The following is a 17,369-nucleotide window of genomic DNA, read 5'->3' on the forward strand; positions in this document are numbered from 1 at the left end:
GCTCAACCGCAGCATCAAGTGGACCGGCGAGCGTTCCGAGTGCTTCCTGTCCGACGCGCACGGCCGCGACCACGTGAGCCATGCCGAGATGGCGATGGACGCGCAGGGCAAGTTCCTGGCGCTGCGGGTGCACACCAATGCCAACCTGGGCGCCTACCTGTCGACCTTCTCGACCGCGGTGCCGACCATCCTCTATGCGACCCTGCTGGCGGGCCAGTATGCGACGCCGCAGATCTACGTCGAGGTCGATGCCTGGTTCACCAACACCGCGCCGGTCGATGCCTACCGCGGTGCCGGCCGGCCCGAGGCCACCTACCTGCTCGAGCGCCTGGTGTCGCGCTGCGCCTGGGAGATGAACCTGGGCCAGGACGAGATCCGCAAGCGCAACTTCATCACCACCTTCCCCTACCAGACCCCGGTGGCGCTGCAGTACGACACCGGCGACTTCCACGCCTGCATGACCAAGTCGCAGGCGCTGGCCGACGTGGCCGGCTTCGCCCAGCGCAAGGCGGCCAGCGAGGCGCGGGGCCAGCTGCGCGGCATGGGCTACTCGAGCTACATCGAGGCCTGCGGCATCGCGCCGTCGAACATCGCGGGCGCGCTCGGCGCGCGTGCCGGCCTGTTCGAGTGCGGCGAGATCCGCGTCCATCCCACCGGCAGCGTGACCGTCTTCACCGGTTCGCACAGCCACGGCCAGGGCCACGAGACCACCTTCGCGCAGGTGGTGGCGGCGCGCCTGGGCATCGCGGTCGAGGCGGTCGACGTGGTGCACGGCGACACCGGCCGCGTGCCTTTCGGCATGGGCACCTATGGCTCGCGCTCGATCTCGGTCGGCGGTGCGGCGATCATGAAGGCGCTCGACAAGATCGAGGCCAAGGCCAAGAAGATCGCGGCCCACCTGATGGAGGCGAGCGACGCCGACATCGAGTTCGCCAACGGCGAGTTCACGGTCAAGGGCACCGACAAGAAGATCCCGTTCGGCCAGGTGGCGCTGACAGCCTACGTGCCGCACAACTACCCGCTCGACAAGCTCGAACCGGGCCTCAACGAGACCGCCTTCTACGACCCGACCAACTTCACCTTCCCGGGCGGCACCTACATCTGCGAAGTCGAGATCGACAAGCAGACCGGCGAAGTGCGGGTCGATCGCTTCACCGCGGTCGACGACTTCGGCACCATCATCAATCCGATGATCGTCGAGGGCCAGGTGCATGGCGGCCTGGTGCAGGGCATCGGCCAGGCGCTGATGGAGAACTGCGTCTACGACGAGAGCGGCCAGCTGCTCACCGGCAGCTTCATGGACTACGCGATGCCCCGCGCTGCCGACTTCCCGCAGTTCAAGCTCGACACCGTGTGCACGCCGTGCACCCACAACCCGCTGGGCACCAAGGGTTGCGGCGAGGCCGGGGCCATCGGCTCGCCGCCGGCCGTGATCAATGCGGTGCTCGACGCGCTGGCACCGCTGGGCGTCAAGGACTTCGACATGCCGGCATCGCCGCACCGCGTCTGGGAGGCCATGCAGAAAGCCAGCCCCGCCGCGGCCCCGCAGCCCTCGCTGGCCGCCAGCACCCAAGGCCGGCCCGCTCCCTGAACATCCGGAAGGAAATCACACCATGTACGCCTTCACCCTCGAACGTCCCACCAGCCTGGCCGATGCGGTCAAGCTCGCCGAAGCCGGCGCCAAGCCGCTGGCCGGCGGCCAGACCTTGCTGGCTTCGATGAAACTGCGGCTTTCCGCGCCCGAGCAACTGGCCGACCTCAGCGCTGTCAAGGAGCTCACCGGCATCAGCAAGGCCGGCGATGCCTTCCTGATCGGCGCCATGTCGCGCCACCTCGACGTCGCCAACCACGCCGAGATCAAGGCCGCCTATCCGGCGCTCGCCGACCTGGCGTCGGGCATCGGCGACCGGCAGGTGCGCGCCATGGGAACGCTGGGCGGCTCGGTCGCCAACAACGATCCGGCGGCCTGCTATCCCAGCGCGGTGCTGGCCTCCGGCGCCACGGTCATCACCAGCAAGCGCGAGATCGCGGCCGACGACTTCTTCCAGGGCCTCTTCACCACCGCGCTCGAAGACGGCGAGCTGATCAAGGCGATCCGCTTCCCGATCCCGCAGCGGGCCGCCTATGTGAAGCTGCGCCAGAAGGCGTCGAACTTCCCGCTGGTCGGTGTGTTCCTTGCGCAGTACCCGAGCGGCGTGCGCGTGGCGGTCACCGGCGCGGGCAACGGCGTGTTCCGCCACAAGGGCCTGGAGGACGCGCTGAACAAGGCCTTCACGCCCGAGTCGGCGGCCGGCGTCAAGATCGACGCCGCCAATCTCAACAGCGACCTGCATGCCTCGGCCGACTATCGGGCCAACCTGATCTCGGTGCTGACGCAGCGCGCCGTGACGAAGGCGCTCGGATAAGCTCATCGAGATGATCGACACCACGCCTGCCACGACCTCATCACCGTTCCCCTCCATCGATGCGGTCGTGCAGGCGCTGCAAGGCGTCGGCTACTACGCCGATCGGCGGCTCGCGACCGCGGTGTTCCTGGCGCTCAAGCTGCAGCGGCCGCTGCTGCTCGAAGGCGAGCCCGGGGTCGGCAAGACCGAGCTGGCCAAGGCCCTGTCGGCCGCGCTCGGGCGCGAGTTGCTGCGCCTGCAGTGCTACGACGGCCTGGAGCAGCGCGAAGCCCTCTACGAGTGGAACTACGCGGCGCAGCTGCTGCACATGCGCGCCGCCGAAGCGCATGGCGCATCGAGCGACATCGAGTCCGAGGTCTACCAGCCGCGCTACCTGATCCGCCGGCCGCTGCTGCAGGCGCTGCAGGCGCCGGCCCCCGGTGCGGTGCTGCTGATCGACGAGGTCGACCGCGCCGACGAACCCTTCGAGGCTTTCCTGCTCGAGTACCTCGGCGAGTACCAGGTCAGCATCCCCGAGCTGGGGACGGTGCGGGCGCTGGTGTCGCCGGTCACGCTGCTGACGAGCAACCGCACGCGCGAGCTCAACGATGCGGTCAAGCGGCGTTGCCTCTATCACTGGCTCGACTATCCGGAGCGGGAGCGCGAGCTCGCCATCGTGCGCGCCCAGGTGCCGCAGGCCGCGGCGGTGCTTTCGGAGCAGGTAGCCACCTTCGTCGGCCGGCTGCGCACCGCGCCCTTCGTGAGCGCTTTCCAGCGTGCGCCGGGCATCGCCGAAAGCGTCGAATGGGCCAAGGCCCTGATCGCGCTCGATACGGTCGAGCTCGACCCCGAGGTGGTGGTCGACACCGCCGGCATCCTGTTCAAGCAGCGCGACGACGTCGCTGCGCTGACGCGCGAGCTGGCCTCCGAGCTGCTCAAGCCCGAGGAGGAGGCTGCGTCTTGACCGAGCGCGTGCAGCAGCTCGGCGATGCGCGCCGCGGCAAGCTGGCGGGCAATCTTGCGGGCTTCGGCCGCGCGCTGCGGCGTGCCGGCGTGCGCACCGACGCGATGCGCATCGGGCTGGCGGCCGAGGCCGCGATGCTGGTCGGCGTCGACAGCCGCAGCGACTTCGCCGCCGCGATGGAGGCCGTGATGATCAGCCGCGAGGAAGACCGGGGGGTGTTCCGCGAGCTCTTCGACGCCTGGTTCCGCGATCCCGAACTGGCCAACAAGCTGCTGGCGCAGATGCTGCCCAGCGCCGAGGGCAAGGCCGAGCCTTCGAAACGCCGGCCGCGGGTGCGCGAGGCGCTGGCGGCGCCGCGCGACCCGGTCAAGCCGGCCCAGACCGAGCGCGAGATCGACTTCGATGCCGCGATGACGGCCAGCGACCGGCAGCGGGTCCACCATGCCGATTTCAACGCGCTGGGCGCCGCCGAGTACCGGCTGGTCGAACGGCTCGCGCGCGACATCTCGCTGCCGGTGCCGACGCTGCCGTCGCGGCGGCTGCGGCCCGCCGGCGACGGCGGCGTGCATTCGCGCATGCACTGGCCCGGCGTGCTGCACGAGGCCGCGCGCACCGGCGGCGAGATGCTGCGGCTGCCGCGGCTGTCGCGCCGCCGGCAGCCGCTGCCGCTGCTGGTGCTGGTCGATGTCTCGGGCTCGATGGAGCGCTATGCCCGGCTGCTGCTGGCCTTCCTGCATGCGGCGACGCGGCGTTCGGGCCGCCGCGACGTGTTCGCCTTCGGCACCCAGCTGACCGACCTGACGCCGGCCTTCCGCATCGCCGACACCGACGCGATGCTGGCCGCGGCCAGCGCGGCCATCGACGATTTCGCCGGCGGCACCCGGTTCGGCGAATCGCTGGCCGAGCTGCGGCATGGCCATGCGCGCCGCCTGACCGGCCGCCGAACGCTGGTGCTGGTGATCAGCGACGGACTGGACACCGGCGAGCCCGAGGCGCTCGAGCGCGAGCTGCTGTGGCTCAAACGCCATTCGCGCCGGCTGCTGTGGCTCAATCCGCTGCTGCGCTACGAGGGCTATGCGCCCCTGGCGCGCGGCGCGGCAGTGCTGCACCGCCATGCAGACGCGATGCTGGCGGTTCACAATCTCAGTGCCCTCGAACAACTGGCTGCCAGCCTGGCGGCCCTGATGCGCGCCGGCCGCTAGGGCCGCACCCTCCCAACGACCACAAGGAATCCACCATGGAAATGCTCGGCAACCGCCGCCTCGGCGTCACGCAGCAACAGGCCTGGGACGCGCTCAACGATCCCGAGACGCTCAAGAAATGCATCCCGGGCTGCGACCGGTTCGAACTCACCGGCGACAACGAGTACACGGTCGGGCTGGCGCTCAAGATCGGCCCGGTGTCGGCCAAGTTCGCCGGCAAGGTGACGCTGGCGGACATCGAGGCGCCCGACAGCTACAAGCTGTCCTTCGAAGGGCAGGGCGGCGTGGCCGGCTTCGCCAAGGGCGCATCGAGCGTGTCGCTGAAGCCGGTGGCCGATGGCGGCGAGGGCTGCGAGCTCGACTACACGGTGCAGGCGCAGGTCGGCGGCAAGATCGCGCAGATGGGCCAGCGCCTGATCGATGGCGCCGCCAAGTCGACCGCGGACGACTTCTTCAAGCGCTTCGACGCCGAGATGCAGAGCCGCTACGGCCCGCCGCCCGAGGAGGCGGCGGACGAAGCGGCGGCCCCGGCCGAAAAGACCGGGGCCGTGGCGGGCTTCATGCAAAAGCTCGGCATCGGCAAGAAGGCCGCGCCCGAGCCGGACAAGGACGCCGGCTGAGCAGCGAGCGGCAAACGGGAGCAAGCAATATGGAAAATCTCGACGTCATGGTGCTGCGCACCCTGCGCGACTGGCGGCTGGCCGGCCGTCGCGCGCTGCTCTCGACCGTGGTGCGCACCTGGGGTTCGTCACCGCGCCCGATCGGCTCGATCATGGCGCTGGCCGAGGACGGCGCGGTGGTCGGTTCGGTCTCGGGCGGCTGCATCGAGGACGACCTGATCGCGCGCTACAGCCGCGCCCATGGCGACGGCGTGATGCCCACGGGGGCTCCGGCGCTGGTCAAGTACGGCATCACGGCCGACGAGGCGCACCGCTTCGGGCTGCCGTGCGGCGGCACGCTCGAACTGCTGCTCGAGTACGACCCCGACGCCGCGTCGCTGCAGGCGCTGGTGGCGGCGCTCGAGCAGGGGCGCCTGATGCAGCGCACGGTCAGGCTGGCCGACGGCGCGGCCACGCTGGCCGAGGCCAGCTCGCCGGCCGAGCTGTCGGTCGACGACACCGAGCTGGTCAACACCTTCGGCCCCGAGTACCGCATGCTGCTGATCGGCGCCGGCCAGCTGGCCGAGTACCTGGCGACGATGGCCAAGTTCAGCGGCTTCGCGGTCACGCTGTGCGATCCGCGGGTCGAGTACCACACGGCCTGGACGCTGCCGGGCGTGGCCATCACCACCGAGATGCCCGACGACGCGGTGGTCGCCTTCAAGCCCGATCGCCGGACCTGCGTGGTGGCGCTCACGCACGACCCCAAGCTCGACGACCTGGCGCTGCTCGAGGCGCTGCAGAGCGAGGCTTTCTATGTCGGTGCGATCGGCTCGCGGCGCAATGCCGAGGCGCGGCGCGAACGCATGATCGAGCACTTCGAGCAGACCGAGCAATCGCTGGCCCGGCTGCGCGGCCCGATCGGCATCTACATCGGCAGCAAGACGCCGCCCGAGATCGCGGTCAGCGTGATGGCGGAGATCCTGGCCGTGAAGAACGCGGTGGCCCTGCCGCGCGAGGCCGCGGTCGCCGTGGCCAAGGCCGCGGCCGCCTGAGCGCGTCAACCCAGGTGCGGGCGCCAGCCCGAGGGGCGGCTCAGCGCTTGCGCGGACCGAGGAGTTCGGCGAGAAAGCTCGTGTTGCGACCCATGGCCCGCTGCATCTTCCGCGATTCGCGGGCCTCGGTCCGGGCCATCGAGAACACGAAGGCACCGGCGATGAGCGCGAAGCACAGGACTGCCGCGACCAGAAGGCCGAGCGGTCCGGCCAGATACCCCGCGAGGGCGATGACTGCGATGTTGAGCAGGAGGATGAGCGCGCGCATGGAGCAAAAGGCTATCAGACAAGGGGCGCGCTGTCGCGTGAATTAGTGCCGGATCCGGCCCTCGGTCCGCTATTCCGCGGCGCTGGGGGCGCCGCCCCCCGGACCCTCGAAGGCGGCGAGCAGCAAGGGCGTGAGGCCGTGCATGCCCATCGCCCCGGCCCGCATGGGCAGCAGGCCCGGCGTGAAGCCGGCGGCCTCCAGCCGCTTCAGCAACGAGGCGTCGTTGCTGATGATGTGGACCGGCACCTCCCATGTGGCGTTGCGGCCGCTCACGCTCGCCATGGGCTGGTGGTCGCCGATCACGATGGTGAGCATGTTCGGCGGCGCGCGGCCGCCGAGGTAGTCGCCCAGCCAGCGGAAGGTATAGGCCAGCGATTCGAGGTAGGCGGGCACCGGTTCCAGCCAGGAGATCGGCGCGGCCAGGGCGTGGGCGACCTCGGCCGGCGTGTAGGCATCGGCGCGCAGCAGCCGGGGCCAGTCGTCCACGTAGGGCGCGAGCGGCCGGAACGGTGCGTGGCTGGCCAGCGTCGGGAAGACGACCAGCCGCGGTGCGCGGCGTTCGGGCGGCAGCGCCAGCTCCTGGGCGTGCAGGAGCGCCATCGACGCCTGGTCCGGCACCTGCCAGTGGCCGAGGGCCGGTCCGCGGTAGCCGAGGCTGCGGGCATCGGCGTAGCGGTCGAAGCCATAGAAGCTGCCTTCGGGCCAGGGCCGCTGCAGTCCGGGCATCCAGCTCACCGTGCGGTAGCCATGCCGCTTGAACTGACGCACCAGCGTCGGGCGGGCGGTGGCCAGCAGCAGCTCGTAGTCGCCCGGTTCGCGGGTGTCGATGCCGCTCAGCAGCGCCGAATGGGCGAGCCACGAGGCGCCGCCGAAGGTCGGAGAACGCACCCGCGCCGACACCACCTGGCGCCCGCCGGCCTGCAGCGCGCGCGCCAGCTGCGCGCGGTGCGGCGCCAGCCATGCCGCCTGCCGCGGATCGTCGAGCGTGCTGGCGCCGTAGGATTCGGCGAAGATCAGCAGCACGTCGGCGCCGCCCAGGCCCGCGAGCGCGGTGTCGAAGGCGGGGCTGGTGGGCAGCCGCGAGCCCGCGCGCCCGGGCGACCACAGGCCTGCGAGCAGTTCCGCCTGGCGCGCGAGGATCGGCGCCACCGGCATCGAGAAGAACCAGCGTGTGTCGCGGCCGCCGATGCCCTGCAGTGAGAACGCGGCGAGCAGGGCGGCGCCGGCCAGGCCGATCGCGGGCTGCGGCCGTCGCCAGGCCAGTTCGCGCGCAAGCATCGACCAGCAGCGGTGCGCGATCGCGTACACCGCGCCCAGGGTGCTGGCCACCGCGGCGGCACCCAGCGCGATCTGCCATCCGGCCGCGTTGCCCATCCGCAGCACCTCGAACACGTGCTGCCCGTCCCAGTACAGGTTGATCTGGCGGCCGAAGACCGCCGACGCCGTGACCTCGGCATAGCGCGTCGCGACCCAGAACACGGTGAGGATCGAGAGCGCGCGCAGCAGCCCGACGCCGGCGTAGCCGCGCAGCCGGATCCACAGCGCCAGCGCGCCCACGGCCATGCAGAGCTCGAACGACAGGCGCAGGCCCGGCAGCGCCCACCAGGTCGGCCAGAGGTTCTCCAGCGTCAGCAGCGCGTTGAGCGGCGCGAAGGGCAGGCCGAAGCGCAGCAGCCAGCCTCCCCACCCGGGCCACGGCGCCGCGGCCCTCACTTGCGCTGCGCCTCGAACTCGATGATCAGCGGCACCTCGTCGCCGACCCACGCGTTGCTGACGCCGTAGCTCATGCCGTGGCTGCTGCGCTTGAAGCTGCCGCGCGCCGACACGCCCATGGTGTAGACCTTGTCGATCGGCGAGGGCCCGCTCTTGTTCCAGGTGGCCGTGAGCGTCAGCGGCTGCGGCCGCCCCAGCAGCTCGAGCTGGCCGGGGATCTCGAACGTGCGTTCGCCGGTGCGGCGGGCGCCGTCGGCCGTGAACACCATGCGCGGGAACTGCGCCGTGTTGAGGAATTCCGCGCTCTTCAGGTGTTGGTCGCGCTTGGCGTAGTTGCTGAACACGCTCTGGGTGTCGACCTCGATGCGCAGCTTGCCCAGCGTGCCGGTGGCCTCGTCGAAGTCGTAGCTGCCGCGTGCCGCGCGGAACATCCCGAGCACTTTCGCATAGCCCAGGTGGTCGACCATGAAGGCGACCGTGATGTGGTTCGGGTCGAGCTCGTAGCGCGCCGTCTCGGCCCGGGCCGGYACGGCCGATGCGCCCAGGCAGAGCAGGGCGAAGGCGCTCGCGGCGCGCAAGCGCGAGCTGGTCATGGCGCAGGCTCCGGCCTCGAACGGCGGGCGCCCGGGCGACGGCGCCGGCGGGCCAGCCAGGCCAGGTCGGCCGCGAAGGAAGCGCTCAGCGCCGCCAGGCTGGCGGCGGCGATGGCGCGGCTCCAGGGCGGCGCCACGATCGGCCCGAGGCAGACGATCAGGCTGGTGATCTGCACCACGCACACCGCCTTGCGCCGCTGGCTCGGCGGCAGCGGGCGTGCCAGCCAGGGCAGCGCCCGGCCGGCCAGCACGAAGGCGTAGCGCATCAGCCCCGCGGCCAGGATCCAGCCGCCCGCCTTGTCGAAGTGAATCACCAGCAGGGACAGGACCAGCACCAGCAGCGCGTCGGTCTCCATGTCGAAGCGGGCCCCGAACTCGCTTGCCAGCCCCTGGGCACGCGCCAGCGGACCGTCGAGCGCATCCCACAGCGCCGCGGTGGTGGCGACGGCGATCGCGCCCCAGGCCAGGCCGGTGGCGTCGGTGAGCGGCTCGCCGACGCCGGCGGCGAGCAGCGCGACCAGCGCCAGCCGTGCCAGCGTCACGCGGTTGGCGGCGCCGAAGCGTGGATGCGGCGCATGGGCCGGCAGGGCGCGCAGGACCAGGGCGAAGCCCAGGCCGAACACGGCCAGCGCGCGGACGCCGAACCAGGGACCGAGCCCCGCCGCGAGCTTCACGCCGGCGGCCAGCAGCAGGAGCAGTGCCAGGCAGGACAGCGCCTCGCGCCAGGCATCGCGGCGCAGCACAGTCTGCGAGGGCATCGCCTTAAGATCGCATTCCATGGGTTGACACTGGGATCGCTCGCGACCTGCGGGCGCTGAAAACAGCATGCCAGCATATTCATCTCCTGTCTTGTCCGCCGAGTCCCGCGCCTGCTGGATCGAGGCGCCGGGACGGGCATCGATTCGCGCCGAGCCGGCGCCTGCGCCCGGCGCCGGCGAGGTGCGGGTCCGGGCGCTGCACAGCGGCATCAGCCGCGGCACCGAGCTGCTGGTGTTTCGCGGCGAGGTGCCGGCCAGCGAGTTCCACCGGATGCGGGCGCCTTTCCAGGACGGTGACTTCCCGGCCCCGGTCAAGTACGGCTATGCGAGCGTCGGCATCGTCGAGCAGGGCCCCGAGGCGATGCGCGGCCGCGCCGTCTTCTGCCTTCACCCGCACCAGACCCGCTACGTGGTGCCGGCCGAGGCGGTGCATCCGCTGCCCGAAGGCCTGCCGCCGGCGCGCGCCGTGCTGGCCGCCAACATGGAGACCGCGGTCAATGCCCTCTGGGATGCGGCGCCGCGGCTGGGCGACCGCATCGCGGTGGTCGGTGGCGGCGTCGTCGGCCTGCTGGTCGCGTGGCTGGCGGGCCGCCTGCCCGGCTGCGAGGTCGAGCTGGTGGATGTCCGGGCCTCTCGGCGGCCCGTGGCCGAGCGGCTCGGCGTTGCCTTTGCGATGCCGGAGGACGCACGGCCCGGCGCCGACCTGGTGCTGCATGCCAGCGGCCAGCCGCAGGGCCTGGTCACGGCGCTGCGGCTGGCGGCCTTCGAGGCCACGGTGGTCGACCTCAGCTGGTATGGGCAGCGCGAGGTGCCGCTGCCGCTGGGCGAAGCCTTCCATTCGCAGCGCCTCGTGCTCAAGAGCTCGCAGGTCGGCCACATCGCGGCGGCCCAGCGCGCCCGCTGGTCGCACCGGCGCCGCCTGGCGCTGGCCCTGTCGCTGCTGCGCGATCCGGCGCTCGACCTGCTGATCACCGACAGCGCGCCCTTCGACCAGTTGCCCGAGGTGCTGGCCCGCCTCGCCGCCGGTGCGCCGGACACGCTGTGCCAGCGCATCGACTACCCCTGAACCGCAGAGGAACCCCCCGCATGTACAGCGTCAATGTCCGCGACCACTTCATGATCGCCCACAGCTTTCGCGGCGAGGCCTTCGGGCCCGCCCAGCGCCTGCATGGCGCCACCTACGTGGTCGATCTCGAGCTGCGCCGCGCCGAACTCGATGCCGACGGCATGGTGGTCGACATCGCGCGGGCGACCGAGGTGCTGCGCAGCGTGCTGGGCGCGCTCAACCTGCGCAACCTCGACGACGATCCGGCCTTCGCGGGCCGGAACACGACCACCGAGTTCCTGGCGCGCGTGATCTTCGATCGCATCGCCGCAGGCATCGCGGCCGGCGATCTCGGACCCCATGCGAGCGGGCTCTCGGGCCTGCGCGTGCGGCTCAACGAATCGCACGTGGCCTGGGCCGCCTACGAGGCCGCATTGCCGGCGCGTGCGGGTTGACCGCGCGCTGCAGCTTCCTGGTGCCCGGCGATCTCGGCACCCGCACCGGCGGCTATGCCTACGACCGCCGCATCATCGACGGCCTGCGCGCGGCGCACTGGCAGGTCGAGGTGCAGTCGCTGGGCCCCGGCTATCCGGCCCCCGGTGCGGCGGCAGAAGCCATGGCGCGTCGCGTGGTCGAGGGCCTCGCCGACGACACGCTGGTGGTGGTGGACGGCCTGGCGTTCGGCGTCCTGGCCGAGCTGGCGGCCGCGCACGCGCAGCGGCTGCGGTGGGTGGCGCTGGTGCATCACCCGCTGTCGCTGGAGACCGGGCTCGCGCCCGAGCGGCAGCGCGCGCTGTTCGACAGCGAACGGCGCGCGCTGGCTTCGGCGCGCGGCGTGATCGTCACCAGTCGCGCCACCGCGCGGGCGCTGGCGGCCTTCGACGTCGACGCCGCGCGCATCGCGGTGGTCGAACCCGGCACCGATCCCGCCGCGCTGGCGCAGGGCTCGGGCCCGGCCGGGCCGGTGCTGCTGTGCGTCGCCACCGTGACCCCGCGCAAGGGCCACGCGCTGCTGGTCGAGGCGCTGGCCGGCCTGCGGGATCGCCCGTGGACGCTGCATTGCGCGGGCAGCCTCACGATGGACCCGGCATGCGCGGCGGCACTGGCCGGGGCCATCGACGCGCTGGGGTTGAAGGGGCGCGTGCTGCTCCATGGCGAGCGCGACGAGGCCGGATTGCGAGCGCTCTACGCGGCCGCCGATGTCTTCGTGCTGCCCTCCTTCCACGAAGGCTACGGCATGGCGCTGGCCGAGGCGCTGGCGCACGGGCTGCCGGTGATCAGCACCCAGGCGGGCGCCATTCCGGACACGGTGCCGGCGGCTGCGGGCCTGCTGGTTCCGCCGGGCGAGGTCGACGCCCTGCGTGCCGCCTTGCAGCGCGTGCTCGGCGACGCCGGCCTGCGCGCGAGGCTCTGCGAAGGCGCGCGCGAGGCCCGGCGCCGCTTGCCCACCTGGGCCGACAGTGCGGCGCGATTCGCCGCCGCGCTCACGGCCGCCGAGCGCGCGGCATCCGGATGACCGGCTTCAGCGCCGACTGGCTCGCGCTGCGCGAGCCCTTCGATCGATCGGCGCGCGGCGCGTCCGCCGCCGCCTTCGATCTGCCGGCGCTGGCCCGGCGCCTGCGCCGGCGCCGCAACGACCCGGTCCTCGGGGTGCTCGACCTGGCCTGCGGCACCGGCGCCAATCTGCGCGAGCTGGCGCCCCGGCTGGGCGGCTCGCAGCGCTGGCTGCTGGTCGATCACGACCCGCTGCTGCTGGCCACGCTCCCCCACGCACTCGCGGCCTGGGCCGAGACCGAGGGGTTCCTGTTCGGCCACCAGACCGGGGGGTTCGGCATCGAGGGGCCGGGCTGGCGCGCCGATGTCGAGCCGTTGCGGATCGACCTTGCGCAGGACCTGGCGGCGTTGCCGCTGGCCCAGGTCGGGCTCGTCACGGCGTCGGCGCTGCTGGACCTGGTGTCGGCGGCCTGGCTCGACGACTTGCTGGCCCGCGCCTGCGACGCCGGGCTGGCGCTGCTGTTCGCACTGACGGTCGATGGGCGCCTGGACTGGACGCCGCGCGTGGCGGGCGACGATCGGCTGGCTCGGCGCTTCGCGGCGCACCAGGGGCGCGACAAGGGCTTCGGCGCGGCGCTCGGCGGTGCCGCGGTGGACCTGGCGGCCGATCGGCTGGGCGCGCGGGGCTGCGAATTGAAGCTGGCGACCAGCGACTGGGTCATCGACGGCGGCGAGGGTGCGCAGGCGCAAGCCATGCTCGCCGCGATGGTGGCGGGCATCGCGGCCGCGGTCCGCGAGCAGGATCCAGCGGCTGCCGCACTGGCCACCGATTGGGAGGCTCGGCGCCTGCGTCTGCTCGCACGCACCCGCCTTCGCGTCGGGCACCKCGAACTGCTCGCGACGCCGCCCTAGGCGGGCGCTGTCGCTCGCAGGTCCAGGTCCCACAGCACGTCGGCGCCCATGCGAAACACCCGGCCCGGCGGTCGCAGGCAGTCGCGCATCGCGGTGCTGCGCGGCAGTTGCAGGCCGGGCCGGCCGGCGCCGATGATCACCGGCGCGATGCTCAGGTGCAGGCGGTCCAGGCAGCCCTGCGCGATGAAGCGCGACACGGTGACACCGCCGCCCTCGACGAACAGCACGCCGAGCCCGCGCCGCTGCAAGGCCGCCTGCAGCGCACGCAGGTCGGCGCTGCCATCGGGCCGCGTCAGGCCGGGCACGCCAAGCACCTGGTCGGCGCCCACGCGTTGCACCGCTTCGGCTGCGCGGAGGGCATCGCAGGCGAGCAGGGTGGGGGCCTGGCGGTCGCAGAAGGCGCGCAAGGTCGTCGGCAGCCGCAGCGCCGGGTCGAGCAGGACGCGCACCGGATGCGGGCCGGGCACGCGCCGCGTGGTCAGTTGCGGGTTGTCGATGGCCGCGGTTGCGGCGCCCACGATGACCGCGTCGCACAAGGCGCGCAGGCGGTGCAGGTGCACCAGCAGCTCGGGTCCGTTGACGTAGTTCGAGTCGCCGCCGTGCGTGGCGATACAGCCGTCGAGGCTCTGGCCGAGCTGGCCGATGATCCATGGCGCACCGGCGTGCGGGCGATCGAGCAAGGGCTTGAGCAGGTCGAACAGTTCGAGGGCTTGGTCGTCCCACAGGCCCTGCAGGGCAAAGCCGCGCGCCGCGCTCCAGGCCACCAGCGGCCGGGCGTCCGGCGGTGGTGCCGCGCGGCCGCTGCGCCGTTGCGCCGCGATCTCCAGGCACAAGGGCCACAGGGCATCGATGCCGGGAAGGGTGGAAGAAGTCGTCCTCATCATGGAGACAGGCCTACCAGCGAGGCGTGTAGTAGGGGTCGTCGCGCCCGTCCCGCGGGGCCTGGCCGTCGCGGTGGAGCGCCAGCGCGACGGCGGCCGCGACCCAGAGCGTCGCCACCGCCACGACGATCAGCACGTCGATCGCAGGGCGCCGAAGTCCGGGTCGTGCCCATCGCACCATCGGCCCGGACAGCAGGGCGCCGGCCAGCAGCAGCAGCACCTCGGGCCGCACCGGCGTCAGCAGGGCCACGCCCTGCGCCAGCGTCAGCCAGGCGATCGCCGACACCACCGTCGCGCAGGCGCCGAAGCCGATGCGGGCCGCGGGCCAGAGCCACAGCGCGCAGCCGGCGATGGCGGCCGCGATCGACAGCCCGAGCTCGAACAGCAGCACGGATCCGGAGATGAAAGCCACCGCGGCCAGCCCCAGGCTGGCCACCACGAGACTGGCGGGCGCGGCGGCGTGCTCGGGCGGTGAGCTCAGCACGGCGCCGGTCACCGCCGCGCCGACGGCCCAGGTGGCGGCCTGCAGTGCCAGTGGCTGGTCGCTGAGCCCGGCCAGCACCAATGCCCACAGGACGCAGCTCGCGAGCCAGGTGGTCCGCATCACGGCCCGCATCCCCTCCAGGCCCATGCCGAGCAGGGCGGCGGCTGCGTAGATCCAGGGCAGTTCCTCCGTCAGGGTGCCGGGCGACAACTGCCATCCGAGCACCCAGGCCGAGCCGACGATGATCGCCGGCGCCACGCCGGCGGCGGCCCAGCGTCGGCCGTGCACCGCACCCAGGCCGGCGTGCAGCAGGCCGGTCACCGCGAAAGAAAGCAGGAGCGGCAGCGCCAGGCTCTCGAACAGCGGGTGATGGAAGTTCATGCCGGGCGGGTCGAGGGCAATGGCGAGACGCCCTGCGCCAGGGCCGCGTCATGCTGCGCCGCGAGCGCGCGGCGGAAGCCTTCACGTTGCTGCAGCCGTTCCCAGTAGGCCGCCACCGCATTCGGAAAGCGCGGCACCAGCTCGAGCTCGTTGGCCAGCATCAGCGCGTAGCCGACCGAGATGTCGGCGACCGTGAAGCGGTCGGCGGCGAGGAACTCATGCTGGGCCAGCACCGCGTCGACGCCGCGCAGGCGGGCGATGAACCACTTGGCGTAGTCGTCGGCCGCCTGCGGCAGCTTGCGCGCGTCGGGCTCGAAGTGGCCGTAGCGCAGCACGATGGTCTGCGGGAAGGTCAGCGTCGCCTCGCCGTGATGCAGCCAGTTGAGCCAGGCGCCGAAGCCGGGCTCGCTCGGGAGCACCGCCAGCCCGCGCCGATTGTCCGGGTCGCAGCGCTGGGCCAGGTACTGGCACATCGCCGACGACTCGGTCATGCGGGTGTCGCCGTCGAGCAGCAGCGGCACCGTGCCCAGCGGATTGAGATCGAGGTAGCTGCGCTGGAGCGCCCGCGGCGGGAAGGGCAGCATCCGCAGCTGGTACGGCGCGCCGAGCTCTTCGAGCGTCCAGAGCGGTCGGAACGATCTTGCGCTGACACAGTGATAGAGCTCGATCATCCCAATACCTTTTCTCGCAGTTCGCGCTTGAGGATCTTGCCCACCGGGCTGACCGGGAACTCCGCCATGATCTCCAGCCGCTCGGGCAGCTTGAAGGAGGCGATCTTCTGCCGGCGCAGGTAGGCGATCAGTTCGTCGAAGCCGAGCGTCGTGCCCGGCTGCAGGATGACGCAGGCGCAGGCCCGTTCGCCGAACACCGGATCGGGCAGGCCGATCAGCGCGACGCCCTTGACCTGCGGCAGGCCGAAGATCAGGTTCTCGATCTCGTCGCAGCTGATCTTCTCGCCGCCGCGGTTGATCAGGTCCTTGCGCCGGCCCTCGGTGAACACGTGGCGGCCGCGCTTGCGCACGATGTCGCCCATGCGGTAGAAGCCGTCGGCCGTGAAGGCCTCGGCGTTCTTCTCGGGCGCGTTGTAGTAGCCGCGGATGGTGTAGGGGCCGCGCGTCACCAGCTCGCCGGCCTCGCCGTCGGGCAGCTCGCGGTCGTCGTCGTCGAGCACCTTGATCTCGTCGTGCTCGCTGACCGGCGCGCCGGAGCTCTCGAGCAGCAGCGCCTGCGGATCGTCGAGCCGGGTCATGTTGATCAGGCCTTCGGCGGTGCCGTAGATCTCCTGCGGGGTGCAGCCGAACTGCGCGGCCACGCGCATGCGCAGCTCGGGCGCGAGCCGCGCGCCGCCGTTCTGGATCACCTTGAGCGACGACAGGTCGAAGCGCTTGGGCACTTCGCTGTCGAGCCAGCCGGCGATCAGCGGCACCACGCCGGCGATCACCGACACCTGCTCGCGCTCGACGCCGGCAAACAGCGTTTCGGTGTCGGTGCCGGTGGCGATCACCACCGTGCCGCCGGCGAAGAAGGTGCCGAGCAGCCCCGGCGAGGCCAGGTTGTAGTTGTGGCCCAGCGGCAGGATGGCCATGAAGACGGTGTCGCGGTCGAAGCCCGCGGCCTGCGCGCAGAGGCGGGCGTTGAGCACGTAGTCGTTGTGGGTGCGCGGGATCAGCTTCGACACGGAGGTGGTGCCGCCGGACAGCAGCATGGTCGAGACCTCGTCGGGCGAAGGCCGCACGGCCGCGAGCCGGGCGATCGATGCGTGGTCGGTGACCGCGTCGCCCGCGATCAAGGGGTCCAGCGCGCGCTGTCCCGGTGCGGGTTCGCCGGCGACGATCAGGTGGCGCAGCGACGAGAACTCGGCGGCCAGCTCGGCCGCCATCGGGCGGTAGTCGAAGCTCCCGATCAGGTCGGGCAGCAGGTAGGCGCTCGCGCCCGAGGCCCGGATGAAGTGACGGACCTCGGCATGCCGATGCGCACGCAGCGCCATCACCGGAATCGCGCCCATCCAGTTGAGTGCGAGGTAGGCGATCACGAATTCCGGCACATTCGGCAACTGCACCACGACGCGCTCGCGCGGCTTCAGTCCGAGATCGAGCAGGGCCACCGCGAGGCGCCGCGAATCACGGACCAGCTCCTCATAGCTGATGCGCCGGTCGCCGAAGACCAGCGCCACCTTGTCGGGCGCCGCGCGCATGCTGCGTTCGACCATTTCGGCGACCGTGAGGTCTTCCCACAGGCCGAGCCTGCGGTATTCGCGGGCGGCCTCGGCGGGCCAGGGGATGCAGCCTTCGAGCATGGTGGGTTCCTCCGGTTCAGAAGCCGCGTTCCGGATGCAGCTTTTCGTAGGCAGCCGCGAGTTCGGGGTCGCGCTGCCGCACGTCCGCATGGTCGACCCGGCCGCTGCGCGTGACGTAGTCGTAGGCAAAGGAGATCGGGTCGAGCGACAGCTTGGGGCCGAGGTTCTCATACCACTCGGTGCTCTTGATGGCCGCCTTCTGCAACGCGTCGGAGCCGGGTTGGCGGATTCGAACGAACGCATCGAGCATCGTCGGCACGTCCGGCCCGCAGGTCTTGAAGGCATCGAAGAGTGCGATCGAATCCTGCATCGCGAGCCGGGTGCCCGAGCCGACCGAGGG

Annotated in this window: 18 protein-coding genes and 1 pseudogene; 10 read left to right on the forward strand and 9 right to left on the reverse strand. The window is 71.9% G+C overall.

The window, feature by feature from the left end; translation table 11 throughout:
* The 6 genes from AC1D2K_RS12460 to AC1D2K_RS12485 all read left to right on the forward strand — a co-directional run.
* Positions 1-1,591: xanthine dehydrogenase family protein molybdopterin-binding subunit (locus AC1D2K_RS12460; RefSeq protein ID WP_478089144.1), on the forward strand; the 1,591-nt coding region annotated here is incomplete at its 5' end.
* Positions 1,592-1,613: 22 nt separating this feature from the next.
* A complete protein-coding gene (locus AC1D2K_RS12465) occupies positions 1,614-2,405 on the forward strand; it encodes an FAD binding domain-containing protein (RefSeq protein WP_478089145.1) in 792 nt (263 codons plus the stop codon).
* 10 nt (positions 2,406-2,415) lie between these two features.
* Positions 2,416-3,348, forward strand: a complete 933-nt coding sequence (locus AC1D2K_RS12470) for an AAA family ATPase (RefSeq protein WP_478089146.1) — start codon at positions 2,416-2,418, stop codon at positions 3,346-3,348.
* A complete protein-coding gene (locus tag AC1D2K_RS12475; protein ID WP_478089147.1) occupies positions 3,345-4,550 on the forward strand; it encodes a vWA domain-containing protein in 1,206 nt (401 codons plus the stop codon). The genes AC1D2K_RS12470 and AC1D2K_RS12475 overlap by 4 nt, the downstream gene beginning before the upstream one ends.
* A gap of 35 nt (positions 4,551-4,585) precedes the next feature.
* Positions 4,586-5,170, forward strand: coding sequence for a CoxG family protein (locus AC1D2K_RS12480; RefSeq protein ID WP_478089148.1), 585 nt, complete (start codon positions 4,586-4,588; stop codon positions 5,168-5,170).
* Between the two features lie 29 nt (positions 5,171-5,199).
* Complete coding sequence (locus AC1D2K_RS12485; RefSeq protein WP_478089149.1) at positions 5,200-6,204, forward strand: XdhC family protein; 1,005 nt, start codon at positions 5,200-5,202, stop codon at positions 6,202-6,204.
* 40 nt (positions 6,205-6,244) lie between these two features.
* Here the strand turns inward: AC1D2K_RS12485 and AC1D2K_RS12490 are convergent, their stop codons facing one another.
* From AC1D2K_RS12490 to AC1D2K_RS12505, 4 genes are all read right to left on the reverse strand, one after another.
* The gene (locus AC1D2K_RS12490) at positions 6,245-6,472 is read right to left on the reverse strand and encodes a hypothetical protein (RefSeq protein WP_478089150.1); all 228 of its coding nucleotides are present in this window, start codon (positions 6,470-6,472) and stop codon (positions 6,245-6,247) included.
* Between the two features lie 69 nt (positions 6,473-6,541).
* Positions 6,542-8,185, reverse strand: a complete 1,644-nt coding sequence (locus AC1D2K_RS12495) for an alkaline phosphatase family protein (RefSeq protein WP_478089151.1) — start codon at positions 8,183-8,185, stop codon at positions 6,542-6,544.
* Positions 8,182-8,778 (reverse strand): YceI family protein, encoded by a 597-nt coding sequence (locus tag AC1D2K_RS12500; RefSeq protein ID WP_478089152.1) that lies wholly within the window; start codon positions 8,776-8,778, stop codon positions 8,182-8,184. The genes AC1D2K_RS12495 and AC1D2K_RS12500 overlap by 4 nt, the downstream gene beginning before the upstream one ends.
* The gene (locus AC1D2K_RS12505; RefSeq protein WP_478089153.1) at positions 8,775-9,557 is read right to left on the reverse strand and encodes a CDP-alcohol phosphatidyltransferase family protein; all 783 of its coding nucleotides are present in this window, start codon (positions 9,555-9,557) and stop codon (positions 8,775-8,777) included. Before AC1D2K_RS12505 ends, AC1D2K_RS12500 begins: the two co-directional genes overlap by 4 nt.
* A 70-nt stretch (positions 9,558-9,627) precedes the next feature.
* Between AC1D2K_RS12505 and AC1D2K_RS12510 the strand changes: the two genes are divergently transcribed.
* From AC1D2K_RS12510 to AC1D2K_RS12525, 4 genes are read left to right on the forward strand one after another with little or no spacing between them, the layout of a single operon-like run.
* Positions 9,628-10,602 (forward strand): zinc-dependent alcohol dehydrogenase, encoded by a 975-nt coding sequence (locus AC1D2K_RS12510; RefSeq protein WP_478089154.1) that lies wholly within the window; start codon positions 9,628-9,630, stop codon positions 10,600-10,602.
* 20 nt (positions 10,603-10,622) lie between these two features.
* Positions 10,623-11,036, forward strand: a complete 414-nt coding sequence (locus AC1D2K_RS12515; RefSeq protein ID WP_478089155.1) for a 6-pyruvoyl trahydropterin synthase family protein — start codon at positions 10,623-10,625, stop codon at positions 11,034-11,036.
* Entirely contained in the window at positions 11,015-12,097 is a 1,083-nt protein-coding gene (locus AC1D2K_RS12520) for a glycosyltransferase family 4 protein (RefSeq protein ID WP_478089161.1), read from the forward strand. The genes AC1D2K_RS12515 and AC1D2K_RS12520 overlap by 22 nt, the downstream gene beginning before the upstream one ends.
* The gene (locus AC1D2K_RS12525) at positions 12,094-12,987 is read left to right on the forward strand and encodes a class I SAM-dependent methyltransferase (protein WP_478089156.1); all 894 of its coding nucleotides are present in this window, start codon (positions 12,094-12,096) and stop codon (positions 12,985-12,987) included. Before AC1D2K_RS12520 ends, AC1D2K_RS12525 begins: the two co-directional genes overlap by 4 nt.
* Here the strand turns inward: AC1D2K_RS12525 and AC1D2K_RS12530 are convergent.
* The 5 genes and pseudogenes from AC1D2K_RS12530 to AC1D2K_RS12550 all read right to left on the reverse strand — a co-directional run.
* Positions 12,984-13,868: a RibD family protein gene (locus AC1D2K_RS12530; RefSeq protein WP_478089157.1), complete on the reverse strand. Its 885-nt coding sequence runs from the start codon at positions 13,866-13,868 to the stop codon at positions 12,984-12,986. The genes AC1D2K_RS12525 and AC1D2K_RS12530 overlap by 4 nt on opposite strands.
* Positions 13,869-13,881: 13 nt before the next feature.
* Positions 13,882-14,733, reverse strand: a complete 852-nt coding sequence (locus AC1D2K_RS12535; protein ID WP_478089158.1) for a hypothetical protein — start codon at positions 14,731-14,733, stop codon at positions 13,882-13,884.
* A complete protein-coding gene (locus AC1D2K_RS12540) occupies positions 14,730-15,404 on the reverse strand; it encodes a glutathione S-transferase family protein (RefSeq protein WP_478089159.1) in 675 nt (224 codons plus the stop codon). Before AC1D2K_RS12540 ends, AC1D2K_RS12535 begins: the two co-directional genes overlap by 4 nt.
* Positions 15,401-17,029, reverse strand: a complete 1,629-nt coding sequence (locus AC1D2K_RS12545; RefSeq protein ID WP_478089160.1) for a (2,3-dihydroxybenzoyl)adenylate synthase — start codon at positions 17,027-17,029, stop codon at positions 15,401-15,403. The genes AC1D2K_RS12540 and AC1D2K_RS12545 overlap by 4 nt, the downstream gene beginning before the upstream one ends.
* A 16-nt stretch (positions 17,030-17,045) precedes the next feature.
* Positions 17,046-17,369: pseudogene (locus AC1D2K_RS12550) on the reverse strand (FAD-dependent monooxygenase); the annotation flags it as partial.

The sequence above is a fragment of the Variovorax sp. P1_H12_2 genome (assembly GCF_056405335.1).